The organism is Ramlibacter rhizophilus, from assembly GCF_004681965.1.
GTDB classification, from domain to species: domain Bacteria; phylum Pseudomonadota; class Gammaproteobacteria; order Burkholderiales; family Burkholderiaceae_C; genus Ramlibacter; species Ramlibacter rhizophilus.
Genome location: NZ_SMLL01000009.1, coordinates 72164 through 89923, shown reverse-complemented (window position 1 = coordinate 89923; position 17760 = coordinate 72164). Strand labels below are relative to the sequence as shown.

At 68.1% G+C, this 17760-nt stretch carries 10 protein-coding genes; 5 read left to right on the top strand and 5 right to left on the bottom strand.

The features are described from left to right. The first annotated feature begins 20 nt into the window (after positions 1 to 20). Genes EZ242_RS20670 through EZ242_RS22480 form a run of 4 tightly spaced genes read left to right on the top strand, consistent with a single transcriptional unit; the run spans position 21 to position 11732 of the window. Positions 21 to 590: a hypothetical protein gene (locus EZ242_RS20670; protein ID WP_135287089.1), complete on the top strand. Its 570-nt coding sequence runs from the start codon at positions 21 to 23 to the stop codon at positions 588 to 590. Beyond that, positions 587 to 1378 carry a hypothetical protein gene (locus EZ242_RS20665; protein ID WP_135287088.1) on the top strand — a complete coding sequence of 264 codons (792 nt, stop codon included), beginning with the start codon at positions 587 to 589 and terminating at the stop codon, positions 1376 to 1378. The genes EZ242_RS20670 and EZ242_RS20665 overlap by 4 nt, the downstream gene beginning before the upstream one ends. Then, positions 1375 to 1947 (top strand): hypothetical protein, encoded by a 573-nt coding sequence (locus tag EZ242_RS20660; protein WP_135287087.1) that lies wholly within the window; start codon positions 1375 to 1377, stop codon positions 1945 to 1947. The genes EZ242_RS20665 and EZ242_RS20660 overlap by 4 nt, the downstream gene beginning before the upstream one ends. Further along, positions 1944 to 11732, top strand: a complete 9789-nt coding sequence (locus EZ242_RS22480; protein ID WP_276606546.1) for a putative Ig domain-containing protein — start codon at positions 1944 to 1946, stop codon at positions 11730 to 11732. Before EZ242_RS20660 ends, EZ242_RS22480 begins: the two co-directional genes overlap by 4 nt. Positions 11733 to 11748: 16 nt before the next feature. On the opposite strand, the gene EZ242_RS20560 is transcribed toward EZ242_RS22480, so the two are convergent. The 3 genes from EZ242_RS20560 to EZ242_RS20550 are packed head-to-tail and all read right to left on the bottom strand — an operon-like array spanning position 11749 to position 14404. Next, on the bottom strand, positions 11749 to 12561 hold the full coding sequence (locus EZ242_RS20560; RefSeq protein WP_135287086.1) for a thymidylate synthase: 813 nt from the start codon (positions 12559 to 12561) through the stop codon (positions 11749 to 11751). A gap of 35 nt (positions 12562 to 12596) precedes the next feature. Further along, positions 12597 to 14009: an FAD-binding oxidoreductase gene (locus EZ242_RS20555; RefSeq protein ID WP_135287085.1), complete on the bottom strand. Its 1413-nt coding sequence runs from the start codon at positions 14007 to 14009 to the stop codon at positions 12597 to 12599. After that, positions 14006 to 14404: a DUF2069 domain-containing protein gene (locus EZ242_RS20550; protein WP_135287215.1), complete on the bottom strand. Its 399-nt coding sequence runs from the start codon at positions 14402 to 14404 to the stop codon at positions 14006 to 14008. Before EZ242_RS20550 ends, EZ242_RS20555 begins: the two co-directional genes overlap by 4 nt. Positions 14405 to 14454: 50 nt before the next feature. Here EZ242_RS20550 and EZ242_RS20545 point away from each other — a divergent pair, with 50 nt between their 5' ends. Next, complete coding sequence (locus tag EZ242_RS20545) at positions 14455 to 15666, top strand: YihY family inner membrane protein (protein WP_135287084.1); 1212 nt, start codon at positions 14455 to 14457, stop codon at positions 15664 to 15666. Positions 15667 to 15669: 3 nt separating this feature from the next. On the opposite strand, the gene EZ242_RS20540 is transcribed toward EZ242_RS20545, so the two are convergent. Both EZ242_RS20540 and EZ242_RS20535 read right to left on the bottom strand, forming a co-directional pair. Further along, positions 15670 to 16956 (bottom strand): cytochrome P450, encoded by a 1287-nt coding sequence (locus EZ242_RS20540; RefSeq protein ID WP_135287083.1) that lies wholly within the window; start codon positions 16954 to 16956, stop codon positions 15670 to 15672. Continuing rightward, positions 16953 to 17759 carry an alpha/beta fold hydrolase gene (locus tag EZ242_RS20535; protein ID WP_135287082.1) on the bottom strand — a complete coding sequence of 269 codons (807 nt, stop codon included), beginning with the start codon at positions 17757 to 17759 and terminating at the stop codon, positions 16953 to 16955. Before EZ242_RS20535 ends, EZ242_RS20540 begins: the two co-directional genes overlap by 4 nt. Position 17760 lies beyond the last annotated feature (1 nt).

Here is a 17760-nt window from a genome sequence, read left to right as displayed (position 1 = left end):
AAGAATTTGGAGGAGGTGCTATGGGTTCGCAGGAGTACAAACATCCCCCAATCGGGATTCCATATCTTGGCCACACGGTGGGGGCGGCGTTGATGGGGGCGCTTCTCCCGAAGGGTGATTACCTAATTTTGATGCATTCACTCATCTGGCCAATCGTAAGTTGGATTCCAAACGTCGTTCGACTGACGGTCAATGCGCCAGATCCAGTATTTGCGCAGGTTTTCATCGGCCTATCTTTAATCGCCTCCACTGGAATTCTCGGCTTCTATTGTTTCTTCATGGGCTCGCGGGGTTACCGCACTCGAACTTTTAATAGTGCATGGCATCGCGTGATGTTTCTTTCATACATGTGGGTGGTGCTCGGTACCTGCCTCGCGATCTTATGGGTAGTGCCATATGTTGGCCCGGCGAGCAAGGGGCGCGCGTATTTCTTGTTCAAGAGCGCAACCGCCAGCGATTTTGGCGTCGTCGTGGTAATGAATCAGCTGGTGGTGGGCCTTCCGTTCATGATGCTGTTGGCGCTATGGATCGCGCATGCCTGCACGGGTTCCCGCAGCTTCGTTGGTGTACCGAGGAGGGTTGAGCTGTGAGTGATTCCGCCGCCGTGAAGCAACAGTCGTTCGGGCAATCTGCAACCGTGTGGTCCAAGTTGACAGGGTGGTCTGCCAGCTTTGCCAATGGGGTAGTCGAAACTTTCGAGGGAGGGGCGAACAGCGCGGAGAAGCAGCTTGCAGCTATACAGGCCAAATATCAGGTGGCTGTTGCGGCTGCGATTTCTCGAAGAGACATGGCGGTTGCATCATCTGATTTCATTGCCGAAGCGGTTTGGCGGCAGGCTGCCGATGAGATGGCGAGGGAAGCGTCCGAGCTTGCTGACGAGGGCGTTGCTGCTGTGCAGCGACTCGCGACCTTTCCGATCAGCGTGCGACGCGGCGCGGCCGGCCTGCTGCAGCTGGTCACGGGCGCGCAGACGCTGGACCTCTCGCAGCCGGTGGACATCGCGCTGGCGCCGGGGCAGACGGACCGGGCCTTCTCCATCGTGAGCAGCCAGGCCTTCGAGGGCGAGCCGGTGCTGGAGCTGGTGGTCACCTACCACCACGGCGGCGAGGCGGTGGAGAGCAACAGCCTCACACTGACCCTGCGGGACGGCGGCGAACAGCAGGGCGTCATCGCGGGGGACTACCTCGCGCTGGCGGTCGTGAACGAGGGCGCGGCCTTCACGCGCACGCGCGAGGATGGCTCCACCACCACCGTGGTGGAGCGCGGCGAGCTGATGTTTATGCGGGATGGGTTCGGGAGCCGGGATGTTGGTGCGCTCTCGCCCGCAGAAGCCAACGATGCTTTTTATGAGCATGGTTATGAGCAGAGGTGCGCATGAGTGGCAGCACTTACAAAGAGCCCTCACTTGCAAAGACCTATCTTGGCCATGCCGTCGGCACGGCGCTGATTGGCGCACTGTTGCCGAATGGGGATAGGCTGGGCTGGCTACATTCTTGGATGTGGCCGATCGTCGAATGGATTCCTAATGCCGGTCGACTAACGAATCGCGCCAGTGACCCGATTTTTGCTCAGACGTTCGTTGGCATGTCGGCGCTGGTTGCCATTGCATGCCTGCTCCTCTATATCCAAGCCCTGCGCAGGTGGGGTGGCTGCACCAGAAGTTTTGAGCGCAGCTCTCGTCGCTTCTTGTGTCTTGCCTATATTTACGCATTGGTAGGGTTATTGATTGCGCTCGCCTGGTCGCTCCCCATAGTTGATCCAGTTAGTAAGGGCAGGGCTTACTTTATTCTCCAACTGGCATCCTCTGGGACCATTGGCGTTGTTACGGCAATAAACCAGATTCTGATCGGTGCGCCGATGCTCTTCCTGCAGCTTCTGCTAGTGGCGCATCTCTGCACAAGAGTAGTCAATCGAACGCACGCACTTCATGTTAGGGAGGCTCTATGAGCGTTGAATCCGATACGCAGCGACAAAGCTACGAGCAGCTTGCTGGGGTGCTGAAGAATCTGAGTAGTTGGTCTGCGAGCTTCGCTAATGGCGTTGTTGAATCGCTCGAGTCCAGTGGTCGAGATGCCGCGGAAAGACTGGCAGCTCTACGAGGTCAGTATCAAGGCGCCATTGCTTCGGCGGTGGCCTTTCGTGAAGCCGCGATTGCCACGTCAGACGTTGTAGCTGAAGGCGTGTGGCGGGAGGCTGCCAACAATATGGCCCGGACCGCACTCCAGCTTGCAGACGAGTCACTCTCTGCGGCTGAGCGGGTCGCCGCTTTCCAGACTTCGGTGAACGAGGGCTTGTTGCGCGTTGGCCGCGTTGTCGGCCCAGCTTTCGATATCTACTCCATCGCGGACGCGATCATTGATGGGGATGGAAATGCAGCTGGCGAGGCTGTGCTTTCAATCGCGCTTGGGGCATGTGTTGGAGCCGCCGTGGCCGCCGGCGGTGCCATGTTCGGTGCGAGTGCCGCTGCAGTGATGCTTGCTGGAGGAACCGGCGCAGTGCTTGCGTCGGCCGCCGCCCCATTAATTCACCCCCACACCACCCGACCGTTCTTCGACTGGCTCGGCTCCTACCTCCCCGAGGGACTGTGGCGAGCTTTTGAGAGCACCACCTTCGGCCCCGGCGCCGCCCGCCTCGATCCCGCCGGCGCGGTCTTCACCACCCTGCTGCTGCACCGCATCGACAACAGCATCCAGCTTGCCGACCTCGGCCGCCTGTTCGACGTCGCCGGCTCGGCCCGTGACGGGCGGGAGACGGTGGCCTTGCTCAATTCGCTGGGCCGCGTCTTTACTCCAGCCGCGCCCTCGCTCGTCGACAGCGCCACCGACCAGCAACTCATCGCCTACGCAGGCCGAATAGCCGCCATCACCGACCGCAGTCCCGGGGGCATCCGCATCACCGCGAGTTCGCCTACCGTCGTGGACGCCCGCAACGACTTCGGCGCAGTGTTGTCGTTGCAGTTCGGTCTTCCGGTTTCCATTCGGCTGAACGATCAGTCGCCCACGTCCGCCGCGGCCCTGCAGCTCTATGCGCTGCACCGCACGGACTATGAGCGCTGGCTTTCGGATCGCAGTGCCATCGAGCAGGGCAAGGACCCGGCCTCTCTGCACTTCAGCGACACCTACCTGCAGGCGCGTGCTGATTTCGTCATTGCGCAAGGCATGGCTCGGACGGAAGAGGCGGCGGCCCTCCATGGGGTGCGCACGGTGCGCGACCTGCGCGGCCCGGACAACTATTTCTTCGACGACCGTGCCAACCGCCAGCAGGTCCAGATGCTTGGCACGGCGCCATTGGCGGCGGCTTCGCGAGTCGTGTTCGGCACCGGCAGAGGTGACGCGGAGTTGAGCGGCGGGGCGGCGAACGATCGCATCTTCGGAGGCGACGGCAACGACACCCTCCTCGGCCTCGGAGGCGCCGACTGGCTGGAGGGCAACAGCGGCAACGACGTGCTCACGGCCGGCGCTGGTGACGACACGCTGCTCGGAGGCGCGGGATCCGACCGGCTCGACGGGGGCGAAGGCCGGGATCGCTACGTCTTCGCGGCCGACCAGGGCAGCGACCGCATCGTGGACAGCGACGGGCGCGGCGAGATCGTGGTGGGCGGCGTGCGGCTGACGGGGGAGGGCGCCCGCTACGCCATCACCCCCACCAACCAGGCCAGCTGGGTCGATGCGCAGGGGGTGCGCTACCGCTTCAACGACACCGGCAGCCAACGGGTCACGCTCACCGTCACGGGCGGGCCGCTCGGGGGCGGCGACATCACCATCGAGGACTTCGACCTGGCGCGCGCGGCCGGCGAGGGCTTCCTGGGCCTGCAGCTCTCGCGCCCGGCGCGCTCGGCCATCGTGGCCCATGCGGCCGGCAATCCCTTCGCGGCCGGAGCCGATGCGCAGCCCGCGCCCGTGGCCGGCACCCTGGCAGAACTCGGTGGCACGGCGCTGCGCTGGTTCGGCAACGTGGCCGCCTGGGCGGGAGACCGCATCACCATCAGCGTGCGAAGCGGCGCGGCCGGCCTGCTGCAGCTGGTCACCGGCGCGCAGACGCTGGACCTCTCGCAGCCGGTGGACATCGCGCTGGCGCCGGGGCAGACGGACCGGGCCTTCTCCATCGTGAGCAGCCAGTCCTTCGAGGGCGAGCAGGTGCTGGAGCTGGTGGTCACCTACCACCACGGCGGCGATGCGGTGGAGAGCAACAGCCTCACGCTGACCCTGCGGGACGGCGGCGAACAGCAGGGCGTCATCGCGGGGGACTACCTCGCGCTGGCCGTCGTGAACGAAGGCGCGGCCCTCACGCGCACGCGCGAGGATGGCTCCACCACCACCGTGGTGGAGCGCGGCGAGCTGATGTTCGTGCGGGATGGGCAGGGGAACCTGGTGGCCGGTGGCGGGGTGCTGATCACGGACAACACCCTGTACGGCAGCGCGGGCAACGACACCATCCACGCGGGCGAGGGCAATGACCTGGTGCAAGGGGGCGCAGGGAACGATGTGATCGACGGGGGCGCGGGCGACGACATGATCGCCGGGGGAGGCGGCGACGACCTGATCCGCGGTGGAGACGGTGACGACTACATCGCCAGCAGCATGGACATCGCCAGCGGCCGGCAGCTGCTGGGGCCGAACGACCGTTGGCTGGACTGGGGCCAGCCGGGCGGGGCGCGAGTCCTGCACACCGGACTCGCCTGGGGCGCCTATCCCGCGCTCGACGGCTCCGATCTGGTCTTGTGGGACGGCATCGGCCAGGGCCGCACGGATGCACAGCACGACGTGATCGACGCGGGTGCCGGCGATGACCGGGTCATGGGAAGCTGGGGCGACGACCGCATCAAGGGGGGCGCCGGACGGGACGCGCTCGACGGCCTGGCCGGTGAGGACATCCTCGAAGGGGAGGACGGGGACGACGTCCTTTTTGGCGACGGCACCATTCGCCCAGGCTTCCTGAACTCGGTCGCGGGCTCGTTCCATGGCCGGGACTTCCTCGACGGCGGCGCGGGCGATGACGCGATGGTCGGCGGCGGCGCCGGCGACGACCTGTTCGGCGGAAGCGGTGACGACCTCCTATTCGGCGACGGCAGCGATGCGCCCGGGGAGGCCGGCTTCCTGGACATCGCGTACCACGGGGCCGATTACCTGGATGGGGAAGACGGCAGCGACTACATCGAGGGTGGCGGCGGCAACGACACCCTGCGCGGCGGTGCGGGCGACGACGTGCTGCGCGGGGACTTGCAGGTGGAACATGCGGCCGCACTGGCCGATGCCACGGCCGCCTGGGGCGATGATCATCTGGCCGGCGACGAGGGCGCCGACAAGTTGTTCGGTGGCGGCGGCAGCGACGTGCTGCTGGGCGGCACGGGCCATGATGCTTTGTGGGGTGACGAGAGCAGTGCCTTGCTGGCGGGGCGCTTCCACGGCAGGGACTTTCTCGACGGGGACGAGGGGGACGATCTGCTGGTCGGAGGCGGCGCCGACGACATCCTTCTGGGCGGGGCCGGCAATGACACGCTGCGCGGCGACGACGAGTTGGGCGTGCTGGCCTTGGCGTTCCACGGGGCGGACTTGCTGGATGGAGGCGCGGGTGACGACTACCTCTCGGGCGGAGGCGGTGACGATGTGCTCATCGGGGGTGAAGGTGACGACTGGTTGATCGGCGGCGAAGGTGCGGACGTGCTGATCGGCGGGGCCGGCGCCGATGTGTACGAGTTCGCACGCGGCGACGGCAGCGACTTCATCCGCAACCTCGACTTTCTTCGCAGCACTGCGGACCCGGCGCGGCCGCAGGCGCTGGACACTTTGCGCTTCGGCCCGGGCGTCGCGGCGCACGAGGTGGTGGCCCGCCGCATCGATGACGATCTCCTGCTGCAGCTTCGCGGCACCGAGGACACGGTGACGGTCAGCGGCCATTTCGCGGCCGAGGAAGTCCGTGGCGAGGAGGTGCACGACCGGCGGATCGACCGCATCGCCTTCGACGATGGCGAGAGCTGGGACCAGTCCGCGATCGACGCGCAGGTCATGCGAGCGGCGCAGAACCGGGCCCCCGCGCAGCTGGCCCCCCTGCCCGGGCTGTCGGCACGCGCGGGTAGGGCGTTCGTCCACCAGCTGCCTGCCGGCGCGTTTGTCGATCCGGACCTCGGGGACGAAGTGAGCTACTCCGCCACGCTGCCCGATGGTTCACCTTTGCCATCGTGGCTCGGCTTCGATCCGGCGAGCCGGACTTTCAGCGGCGTGCCGGGGGAGCTGGCGGTCGGCACGATGAGCCTGGCGCTCTGGGCCACGGACAGGTACGGCGCTTCCACCGGCGCGCTGATGACCCTGAACGTGGCGCCACCCAACCGTCCACCGGTGGCTGTACAGGCGCTGGCGGACGCGCGGGTCCAGCAGGGGGCCGCCTTCAGCTACACGGTGCCGGCGCACGCATTCAGCGATCCGGACAGCGGAGATGCGCTCGCCTTGCGCGTGAGCCTGGACGATGGCTCGCCGCTGCCCGAGTGGTTGTCCTTCGACGCCGCGACACGGATCCTGACCGGCCAGGCGCCGGCGGGCACCGGCAGCGCGCTGGCCCTGCAGGTCCACGCCGCCGACAACGACGCTGCCATGGCCAGCACGGCGCTCATGCTGCGCATCGAACCGAACCATGCACCCACCCTGGACAAGCCCCTTGTAAATCGGTCGGTGGGGGTCGGTGTGCGCTTCAGCCATACCGTGCCGGCCGATGCCTTCAGCGACCTCAATGCCGACGATGCCCTGAGCTACAGCGCCACGCTGGCCGACGGCAACGCCTTGCCCGCGTGGCTCCAGTTCGATGCAGCGACGCGCACTTTCAGCGGCATGGCGCCCGAGGCGACCAGCCTGGGCGTGCGCGTGACCGCCAGCGACCCGAGCGGCAATGCGGCTTCGGATGTGTTCGACATCCGCAGCGTCCTGAACACGATCGTCGGCTCTGAAGAAGATGATCACCTCACCGGTACCTCCGGGGCCGATGGCTTGCACGGCCTGGGCGGCCAGGATGTCCTGATCGGCGGCGCGGGAAATGACCGCCTGGAAGGGGGCGCCGGGATGGATCGCCTCGACGGTGGGGATGGTGACGATCTGCTGCTCGGGGATGCCGAGGACGTGCTCGCCGGGGGTGCCGGCAACGACACCTTGGTCGGGGGCTGGTCGGTGAACCTGGGCAGTGGAAATGACCGGTGGCAGATCAGCGCGGCGACGTTCTACCAAGTGTTGCGCAACGCAGCGCCGGTGGCCGGGCAGATCAAGACCCTGCGCCTTCCCGACGGCGTGACCCCCGAAGCCTTGCGGGTGAGCCGCACCGGTGAGGACCTGATGCTACGCTGGGAAGTCGCTGGCATCCTGAGAGAGCTGAAGCTGGAGGGCCTCTATGCCTTGGCCGACGCCCCGTACCGCTACGCGCAAAGTTACCGCGTGGAGTTCGAAGCCGCACCCGGCGTGGTCTGGTCGCAGTTCGAGTTGCTGGCGCGCATTTCCTTGATGCAGGCCCCCGACTGGAACACCGTGATCGACGGCACTGCGGGGCCCGACACTCTCGTCGATTCGCAAGCCTACGCCGTGCATGGGTGGGAGGGCGATGACCACTTGAGCGGAAACGGCATCAACCGGCTGTACGGGGGCGCCGGTGCGGACACGCTGGCGCACGGCGATTACCTGCACGGCGGCCCGGGTGACGACATCCTTGTGGATGGAGGAATCATGGTGGGCGGCGGCGGCCTGGACCGCTACATCGTGGGCTTCGACCGGGCGATGCAAACCATCGTCGCGAACGCCGACGGGGGTGACCAGGTGTTCATCCGTGGCACGGTGCGGCCGGGCGAGCTGCGCGTGTCCCATGAGCCTGCAGGCGCCGTGATCGTTCTCACCGACCTTTGGGGGCGCCAAGTCCGTCTGGAGGGCCAGTCCGCATACGGCACCGGCGCGCCCGCGCCCATCGCGCAGCTGCATTTCGAGAGTACGCCCGACGTGACATGGACAGCGGCCATGCTGCAGCAGATGGGGACGACGGGTGACGCGCGCCAGGGCAACACCCTCTGGGGCTACGCCGACCAGCCCAACGTGATCACCGGCGGCGCGGGACGCGACGAACTACACGGTGGCAATGCAGCCGACACCCTGGCTGGAGGGGCTGGAGCGGACCTGCTGGAAGGAGGGCTCGGCGAGGATACCTACGTCTTCGGCGCGTACGATGGCGCCGACCACGTCGTGGACAGAAGCGGGAGCGGCAACCTCATCGCACTGAAGCCGGACATCACCCCCGCCACGCTGCAGTTGCTGCGCACCGGCCAGACGGGGAGCGGAACCATGGCAAGCAACGACTCCTTGGTCCTGTGGGTGCCCGAAACCGGCGCGCGGCTGTGGGTGGACGAGTTCTTCCGGAGCACGCCTGCCGGACGCAGCTTCACAGGCATTCGCTTCGCCGACGGCAGCGCCTGGAACTACGACGAGATCGCCGCCCGAGCCGGCGCAGCGCTCACCGGCGCCGTCGATGCGCTGGTCGGAACCGAGGGGGATGACATGTACAGCGTGGACAACGCGCGGGACACGATCGCCGAATCCCCAGGTGGCGGCATCGACTCCGTGTACAGCAGCGTCTCCTATACGCTGCCCGCCAACGTGGAGAACCTGACCCTCGTGGGCACGCTTGCCGCGGACGGCACGGGCAACAGCGGCAATAACGTGCTGCGGGGCAACGATGGGCCGAATGTCCTGCGCGGCACCGACCGGACCTGGGAATCCAGTGGCGGCGAGGACGAGTACCACGGCGGCAAGGGCGACGACACCTACATCGACTGGGTGGGGGCGGGCACGAACATCTGGCTGTTCGGTGCTGCACGCGAGATCGCCGTCTTCGAAAACCCTGGCGAGGGACGCGACACGCTCGTTACGAACTCCTTTTCCCTGCGCTTGCCGAGCGAGGTCGAGAACCTAGTGGTACATCGCCAGAACTACAGCATGGGTGTCTTCGGCGAAAGCTTCAGCTACCTCGGCAACGCGCTGGACAACATCATCGACCTGTCGGGCAGCGCCAACACTTATGAAGAGCCGACGATCGTGATCGATGGCGGTGCTGGGAACGACACGCTGATCGGCAGCGCGGCCATGCGCACGGCCAACCTGATCTACATCGTGGACAGCGTCGGTGATGTGGTGATCGAACCGCTCAGGCGCAGCGACGGGTTCAGCAGCGAAGTCCAGAGTAGCGTGTCGTACACACTGGGCGCCAACATCGACAAGCTGACCTTGACGGGCAGCCGGGCCATCGAAGGACGCGGCAACGAAGGCGCCAACGTGCTGGACGGCAGCAACAACGCCGCCGCGAACGTGCTTGCCGGCGCGGACGGTGACGACACCTACATTCTTGGAGAAGGCGACTCGGTGGTCGAACGGGAGGGCGGCGGCAGCGATACGGTCGTCATCGGAACGCAGGGCCTGCTCGGTGTGGCGCAGCTCAGTCTCTCGCAATGGCAACACGTCGAGTCCCTGCGCCTGGGACAGCATGCGGGCGATGTCGATCTTGTCGGTGACGACGGAAACAACACCCTGGCGGGAAGCCTGGGCAGCAACCACATCCAGGGACTGGCGGGCGACGACGTCCTCTACAACATCAACAAGGACCGCGCTGCATTCCATGAGATTGCCGGCACGGCGGCCGATCGGCTGGAGGGCGGTGACGGAAACGACCTCATCTACAGCTATGGGGGCTTCGACCTGATCGAAGGAGGCCGGGGTGACGATCGCATCGTCCTCGACCGGACCCGCTTCGCCACCGTGGACGGAGGCGCCGGTGACGACCGCATCGACGCCTCGGAGGGGCGGTTCAGCGTCGCGCTCGCTCCGGGAGGGGGGCATGACCGGATCGAGGCGTGGTCCGTCAGGCGCTCCGAAGAGGAATGGGCGTGGGACCGACAAGTCCGCTCGCGCATCGTTCTGGCGGCCGAAACGGACGCGAGCAGCCTGCGCTTCGAGCGAGTGGGCGATGCGCTGCAGGTCAGCATCCGCGGCGGTGCGGACAGCGTCACCGTCGCCGATTACTTCGAAGCCGGCAGCTCGGACATCCGGTCAGGCGTCGATGCGGTCATCCTGGGCGACGGTACCGCGCTGATGCGGGACGCTGTTCGCGCGGCGCTGAGCCGCCAGGAGCCGAACGACGACGTGGCGCGAAGTGACTTCCTTGTTGCCGGCTTCGCCGGATCCGCGCTTGTGGGCGGCGCTGGAGACGACTTCCTGGTCGGGCAGTCCGGTGCCGACCATCTCGCTGGTGGCGAGGGGAGCGATACCCTGCTCGGCGGAAGTGGCGACGATGAATTGGTCGGAGGGACCGGTGACGACATGCTCGTGGGCGGCCGCGGCGCGGACACCTACCGCTTCAGCGCCGGCTGGGGGCGCGATGTGATCGACGACGCGCAAAGGCAGGCCTGGGGCTGGGATCTCAATGACGACGCGGCGTGGGACGCGGTCGAGTTCGACGCGTCGATTCGTGCCGCAGACATCCACGTCCAGCGCGCGCCCGAGCATCCATGGGACCTGCTCCTGACGCGTGTCGGCAGCGACGATTCGCTGACGCTGATCAACTTCCTTGCGCCCGACCGCGATCGAGGGCAAGTGGAGGTGATCCGCTTCGCGGACGGAACGGCTTGGGATCGTGGCGCCGTGCAGGACATTCTGAGCACCATCCGAGGGACCGATGGCGATGACGAATTGGCCGCCTCGACCGACATGGGCAGCAGCCTGCATGGACTGGCCGGGAATGATGTCCTCACCGGAGGCTGGTACGACGACCAGCTCTTCGGCGGCGACGGTGATGACGTGTTGAGCGATCCGGAGGGAAACAACCTGCTGGACGGCGGGCGGGGGGCGGATCGAATGGGCGGTGGCTACGGCAACGACACCTTCGTGGTGGACGACCCGGGAGACATCGTCTGGGAAGCGTCGTTCTCCGGCTTCGACCGTGTTCTGTCCGCGATTTCGTACGTGCTGCCCGACCACGTCGAGGCCCTCACCCTGACCGGTGCGGCGGCCACCGCTGCGACCGGCAACGCCATGGGCAACGAGCTGATCGGCAACGGCGCCGACAACGTGCTGGACGGAGCCGCTGGCGCCGACCTGATGGCCGGGGGCGCCGGAGATGACCTGTACTGGGTGGACCACGCCGCTGACGTAGTGGTCGAGCAGGCGAGCGAAGGCATGGACACGGTGATGGCGTCCGTCAGCTACGTGCTGCCCGACCACGTGGAGAACCTCACCCTCACCGGAACCGCCCCCGGCCGCAACGGCACCGGCAATGCGCTGGACAACGTGCTGACCGGCAACAGCGCGCGGAACGTGCTCACTGGCGGCGCGGGTAACGACAGCTACGTGTGGGGCCGCGGCTGGGGCACCGATCGAGTAGAGGAGAACGATGCGACGGCAGGAAACCGCGACGTGCTTCAGCTGGGGCCGGACGTGGCACCCGACCAGCTCTGGTTTCAGCGCATCGGCGACGACCTCGCGCTGAGCGTGATCGGCACCACGGACACGGCGGTGATAGCGAACTGGTACCGCGGCGCGCAGTTCCAGGTCGAGGAAATCCGTACCGACGACGGGCAGGCCTTGCTGGCGCGGCAGGTGCATCTCCTGGTCGAGGCGATGGCGAGCTTCTCGCCACCGCCGCTCGGCCAGACAAGCTTCACACCGAACTACCAGGCTGCGCTGGGCGGTGCCATCGTGGCGAACTGGACCGGACTTTGAAACACGGCGGCAAGGGCTACACCGCCACCGGCGCCTTGATCGCCCCGTGGCACTGGTACTCCAGCACCTCGAAGTCCTCGTACTCGTACTCGAAGATGCTGGCCGGCCGGCGCTTGATGTTCAGGACCGGGTAGGGGTAGGGCTCGCGCGAGAGCTGCAGCTCGACCTGCTCGGTGTGGTTGCTGTAGATGTGGCAGTCGCCGCCGGTCCAGATGAAGTCGCCGACCTGCAGGTCGCACTGCTGCGCCATCATGTGCGTGAGCAGGGCGTAGCTGGCGATGTTGAAGGGGACACCCAGGAAGATGTCGGCGCTGCGTTGATACAGCTGGCAGGAGAGCTTGCCGTCCGCGACATAGAACTGGAAGAAGGCGTGGCAGGGCGCCAGTGCCATCTTCGGGATGTCGGCCACGTTCCAGGCGCTCACGATGATGCGGCGCGAGTCGGGGTTGGTCCGGATCGTCTTGATGGCCTCGGCGATCTGGTCCACGTGGCCGCCGTCCGGCGTGGGCCAGCTGCGCCACTGCACGCCGTACACCGGGCCGAGGTCACCGTCCTCGCGCGCCCACTCGTCCCAGATGGTGACGCCCCGCTCGCGCAGCCAGTTGTTGTCGCTGGAGCCGCGCAGGAACCACAGCAGCTCCACGATGATGGACTTCAGGTGCACCTTCTTGGTGGTCACCAGCGGAAAGCCCTCCTGCAGGTCGAAGCGCATCTGGTGGCCGAACACGCTGCGCGTGCCGGTGCCGGTGCGGTCGGTCTTGGGCGTGCCGTGCGTGTGCACGTGGCGCATGAAGTCTTCGTACTGGCTCCGGATGGGGCGCTGGGACATGTCGGTGCTCTGGAAAGAAGTAAAAGGTGCGTGCATCAGGGGCGCACGACCCGCCCCGGGTTCATCAGGTTGCGCGGGTCCAGCCCACCCTTGATGGCGCGCATCATTCCCAGCGCCACCGGGCTCTTGTAGTCGGGCAGGCTGTCCACCTTGAGGCTGCCCACGCCGTGTTCGGCGGAGATGGAGCCGCCATGGCGGCGCACCTGGTCGTACACCAATGCGTTGACCGCCTCTTCGCGCTCGCGCAGGAAGGTGGCGGCGTCGCCGCCCTCCGGGGCCTGCACGTTGTAGTGCAGGTTGCCGTCGCCCAGGTGGCCGAAGTTGACCAGGCGCACGCCCGCAATTTCGCGCAGCAGGAGCGCGTCGGTCTCCTCGCAGTAGGCGGGGATGCGCGAGATGGGCAGCGAGATGTCGTGCTTGATGTTCAGGCCCTCTTCGGCCTGGGCCAGGGGGATGCTTTCGCGCACGTGCCAGAGCTGGCGCGCCTGGGCGATGTTCTCCGCCACCACGGCGTCGGTCACGCAGCCTTCTTCCAGCGCGCGCTCCAGCAGGGTCTCGAACTGGCCGCGGGCGTGGGCCTCCGATTCGTGGTCGGCGTTTTCCAGCAGCACGCACCAGGGGCTGTCCTGCACGAAGGGCACGCGCATCTGCGGGAAGTGGCGCGCGACCAGGCCGAGGGCGAACTGGCCCATGACCTCGAAGCCGGTGAGCCCCGCGCCCAGGTGGCGGCGCGCCAGGCCCAGCAGCTGCACGGCCGCCTGCATGGACGGCACGGCCGCCCAGGCGGTGAGGGTGGCGGCCGGCAGCGGGTACAGCTTGAGCGTGGCCGCGGTGATGAGGCCGAGCGTGCCTTCGCTGCCGATGAAGAGGTCACGCAGGTCGTAGCCGGTGTTGTCCTTGCGCAGGCCCGACAGGCCGTCCCAGACCTCGCCTGCGGGCGTGACCACCTCCAGCCCGAGGCACAGGTCGCGGGCATTGCCGTAGCGCAGCACCTGGGTGCCCCCGGCGTTGGTGGCCAGGTTGCCGCCGATGGTGCAGCTGCCTTCGGCGGCCAGGCTCAGGGGGAAGAGGAAACCGGCGTTGCGCGCGTGTTCCTGCAGGGACTGCAGCACGCAGCCGGCCTCCACGGTGACGGTCATGTTGGCAGCGTCGAGTTCGCGCACGGCCGTCATGCGCTGCAGGCTCAGGACCACCTGCGTGCCCGATTCGTCCGGCGTGGCGCCCACCACCAGGCCGGTGTTGCCGCCCTGCGGGACCATGGCCACGCCGGCCTGCGCGCAGGCGCGCACCACGGCCGCCGCCTCGCCCGTGGAGCCGGGCCGCACGACGGCCAGGGCCTTGCCGTGCGCGCGCTTGCGCCAGTCGACTTCGTAGGCGCTCAGGTCGCCGTCCACCAGCACGTGGGCGGCCCCGACCAGGGTCTTGAGTTCTTCGATCAGGGCAGTCATCTCGCAGCCTTTTTTCCGAGCCGCGTGCGCACGTGCAGCACGCAGGCGGCGAAGAGCAGAAGGCACAGCACGATCTCCACCATGGCCAGCCAGGAGGAGGGCGGCCGGTCGCTCCAGGCCCGCACCACGCCTTCGGTGAAGTACAGCCACACCAGCAGGCTCACCCAGCGGTAGGTGTACATGCGGTGTCGCAGCAGGCCGGCCAGGGGCAGGCACAGCGGCAGCACCTTGAGAGCCAGCCAGCTGCCGCCGGGGCGCACGGGCGCAAGCCAGAGCTCCCAGGCCAGGCCCAGGACGATCAGCCCCATCAGGCTCCCGACGGCGAGCCGCCGGCTGAAGGCGACCGCCGGGGGCGGGGAGGTGGGCGTGGCTTCGGGCGTGGACGTGGACAGCATCGCGTCCGCAGGGGCGGGGGCAGGCATGGGCGATGGCATCATAGCGGCCGATGAAAGCCCGGCAGTTCCTCGAGGCGCTTGTGCGCTTCCCCTGGCGCTCGGCGGCCCAGACGCTGCGCGAGCGCATCGTCGAGGACCGCCTCAGCCTGTCCGCCGGCAGCCTCACCTTCACGACCACCATTGCGCTGGTGCCCTTCTTCACCGTGGTGCTGGCGGTGTTCACCGCCTTTCCCATGTTCGGCAAGCTGCAGACCTCGCTGCAGGTCTGGCTGATGCAGAGCCTGGTGCCCGACACCATCGCCCGGCAGGTTCTCAGCTACCTGAACCAGTTCGCGGGCAAGGCGAACCAGCTCGGATTCGTGGGCCTGGGCGTGCTGGTCCTCACGGCCCTCACGCTGGTGCTGACCATCGACCGCACCCTCAACGGCATCTGGCGCGTCAAGCGCCCGCGCCCGCTGGCGCAGCGCCTGCTGATCTACTGGGCCGCGCTGACGCTGGGGCCGCTGGTGCTGGCCGCCTCGGTGAGCATCAGCTCGTACGTCATGTCCGCCTCGCGCGGCTTCGTCTCGGCCCTGCCCAAGGGGGCGCTCACGGTGCTGGACTGGCTGGAGCTGATGCTGCTGGCCGGTGGGCTGGCGGCCCTGTACCGCTTCGTTCCGAACGCGCCGGTGCGGCTGCGGCATGCCCTGATCGGCGGCGTGTTCGCGGCGGTGGGCATCGAGCTCGCGCGCCAGCTGCTGGCGGTGTACCTGAAGGCGGTGCCCACCTATTCCGCGGTGTATGGCGCCTTCGCGACGCTGCCGATCCTGTTGATCTGGATCTACGTGGCCTGGCTGGTGGTGCTGCTCGGCGCGGTGCTGGCGGCCTACCTGCCGGGGCTGACGGCGGGGCCGCACCGGCAGGCCGAGGGGCACGGCTGGCAGTTCCAGCTCGCCCTGCAGGTGCTGGCGGCGCTGTCGCAGGCGAAGCCGGGCGCTCGCCACGGCATGACCCTGGACGAGCTGGCGCAGGCCCTGCAGGTGACCGACCTGCAGCTGGAGCCCGTGGTCGAGGCCTTGCAGTCGCTGGACTGGATCGGCCGGCTGGACGAGCCGCATCGGGACGAGGCGCGCTTCGTGCTGCTGGCGGACCTGGCGTCGACCTCGCTGGAGCCGCTGATGCGCCAGCTCCTGCTGCCGCTCACGGAGGCGACACAGCCCCTGTGGCGCAGCGGGCGCCTGTCCGGGGTGTACCTGAAGGACGCGATCGGCCGCGCCGCCTGAGCTTCAGCGCACGGCGAAGGGCGCGTGCAGGAAGCCCCGGAAGCGCGCGCGTCCGCCCCGCTCCGGGGGCGCCGTGAGGCGGTAGTCCGGGAAGCGCCGCAGGAAGCGGCCGATGGCGATGCGGCCCTCCAGGCGCGCGAGGCTCAGTCCCGCGCACTGGTGGATGCCGAAGCCGAAGGCCAGGTGCCGGTTGTCCTCGCGGGCCAGGTTCAGCGTGTCGGGATCGTCGAACAGCGCCGGGTCCCGGTTGGCGGCGCCGATGCACAAGGTCACGAGCGCGCCTTCGGGCAGCGACACGCCGCCCACCTCGCAGGCCCGCAGGGCGCGGCGGTTGCCCAGCTGGTTGGAGGACTCGAAGCGCAGGAACTCGTCCACCGCCAGCGTGAGGGGCGGCTCCAGCGCCGGGTCACCGGGGGCGTGGCGCGTCACCAGCGCGGACAGCCGCTCGCGCTCGCCAGGCCATTCCTGCAAGGCCACCAGAGCGTTGCCGATCAGGTTGGTGGTGGTCTCGTGGCCCGCGTTGAGGATGAAGACGCAGTTCTGCAGCAGCTCGGATTCGGACAGGCGCTCGCCCGCCGCCTCACCCTGGATGAGGCGCGTGAGCACGTCGTGCTCGGGGTCGCCGGGACGGCGGCGCCGCTGCGCCACCAAACGGCGCAGGTAGTCGGTGAACTCGCGCACGCTGCGCTGGCCCAGCGCCTCCTGCTCGGGCGACAGGCGCGGCTCCAGCGCGCCCAGAATGGCCAGCGACCAGCCGCGCAGCGGCCCGCGCTCGGCGTGCGGCACGTCCAGCAGGTTGCCGATGATCTCCACCGGGATGGCCGCCGCGAAGTCCTCGATCAGGTCGCCTCCGCCTTTCGCCTCGATGCCGTCCAGCAAGCCTTCCACCAGCTGCACCAGCCCGGGCTCCAGGTCGGCGATGGCGCGTCGCGTGAGCGCGCCCATGATCAGCTTGCGCACCCGGGTGTGCAGCGGCGGGTCGTTGAACACCAGGCTGGTGGTGTGGTGTTCGAAGAGCGGGGAGCCGGCGCCGTACTTGGGGGCGAACTCCACCTTCTTGTCCGAGCTGAAGCAGGCCGCGTCGCGGTACACCGCCACCAGGTCGGCGTGCCGCGTGAGGAACCAGGAGCCGTCCGGCATGGCCCGCACCGGCTCGCGCTCGCGCAGGGCGGCGTACACCGGGTAGGGGTTGGCATAGAAGTCGGGCGGCAGCGCGCGCAGGTCGAAGCCGGCGGCAACTTCGCGTGCGCGCGCCTCGGTCATCGGCGGGGTGATGGCCAGGGCCGTCATGGCGCGAGGAAGGACGTGAGGGCGGCCAGCACCGCGTCGGGCGCCTCGGCCATCATGGCGTGGCCGGCGTCCACGGTCACGACGCGGGCATCCCGCGCGCGTGCACGCAGCGCCTGCGAGGCGCCGGGCGGTGTCATGGCGTCACGTGCGCCGATCAGGAAGAGCGTGGGCGCCTGCACGCGCGCCATGGCTTCCTCGCCGCCGCGGTAGCGGTCGCAGGCCCTGAAGCCGGTGTGGGCCACGTTCTCGCGCGCGTTGCTCTGGAGGATGCGCCGCATCAGCGCGCGCGAGTGCCCGTGCAGCCAGGTGCCCGGGCCCAGGGCCGAGGGCGGCGGCGCCAGCGTGGAAAGCGAGAAGGTGGTGGTCATCTCGATGGCACGCAGCGGCTCGTGCTCGGCCGCCTCCAGCAGCGCGGGCGAGACCTTCATGGGGTAGGCGGTCGCGAGCAGCGCGAGGCGGTCGATGCGCCCGGGCGCGCGGCTGGCGGCCTCCAGCGCCGCGAGCGAGCCGAAGCTGTGCCCCACCAGGGCGGCGCGCTCGAGCTTCAGCGCATCGAGCAGGGCCAGCGCGAAGTCGGCCGCGTCTTCGACCGTGGCGGGCGCCGGCCCCGCGCTGCGCCCATGCCCGGGAAGGTCCGGCGCCAGCACGCTCCAGCCATGGTGGGCCAGGTAGCGCGTCTGCAGGCCCCAGACGCTGTGGTCGTTGAGGACGCCGTGGAGGAAGACGGCGGTGGGCCGGGCGGCGTCGAAGGGGCGCCCGCCGGTGTAGCAGTAGCAGGAGTGACCTTTGACTTCGAGCTGCATG

Excerpts from the sequence above, each read along its gene's own strand:
- EZ242_RS20670 (WP_135287089.1), top strand. The coding sequence starts at position 21 with ATGGGTTCGCAGGAGTACAAACATCCCCCAATCGGGATTCCATATCTT.
- EZ242_RS20660 (WP_135287087.1), top strand. The coding sequence starts at position 1,375 with ATGAGTGGCAGCACTTACAAAGAGCCCTCACTTGCAAAGACCTATCTT.
- EZ242_RS22480 (WP_276606546.1), top strand. The coding sequence starts at position 1,944 with ATGAGCGTTGAATCCGATACGCAGCGACAAAGCTACGAGCAGCTTGCT.
- EZ242_RS20560 (WP_135287086.1), bottom strand. The coding sequence starts at position 12,561 with ATGTCCCAGCGCCCCATCCGGAGCCAGTACGAAGACTTCATGCGCCAC.
- EZ242_RS20555 (WP_135287085.1), bottom strand. The coding sequence starts at position 14,009 with ATGACTGCCCTGATCGAAGAACTCAAGACCCTGGTCGGGGCCGCCCAC.
- EZ242_RS20550 (WP_135287215.1), bottom strand. The coding sequence starts at position 14,404 with ATGCTGTCCACGTCCACGCCCGAAGCCACGCCCACCTCCCCGCCCCCG.
- EZ242_RS20545 (WP_135287084.1), top strand. The coding sequence starts at position 14,455 with ATGAAAGCCCGGCAGTTCCTCGAGGCGCTTGTGCGCTTCCCCTGGCGC.
- EZ242_RS20540 (WP_135287083.1), bottom strand. The coding sequence starts at position 16,956 with ATGACGGCCCTGGCCATCACCCCGCCGATGACCGAGGCGCGCGCACGC.
- EZ242_RS20535 (WP_135287082.1), bottom strand. The coding sequence starts at position 17,759 with ATGCAGCTCGAAGTCAAAGGTCACTCCTGCTACTGCTACACCGGCGGG.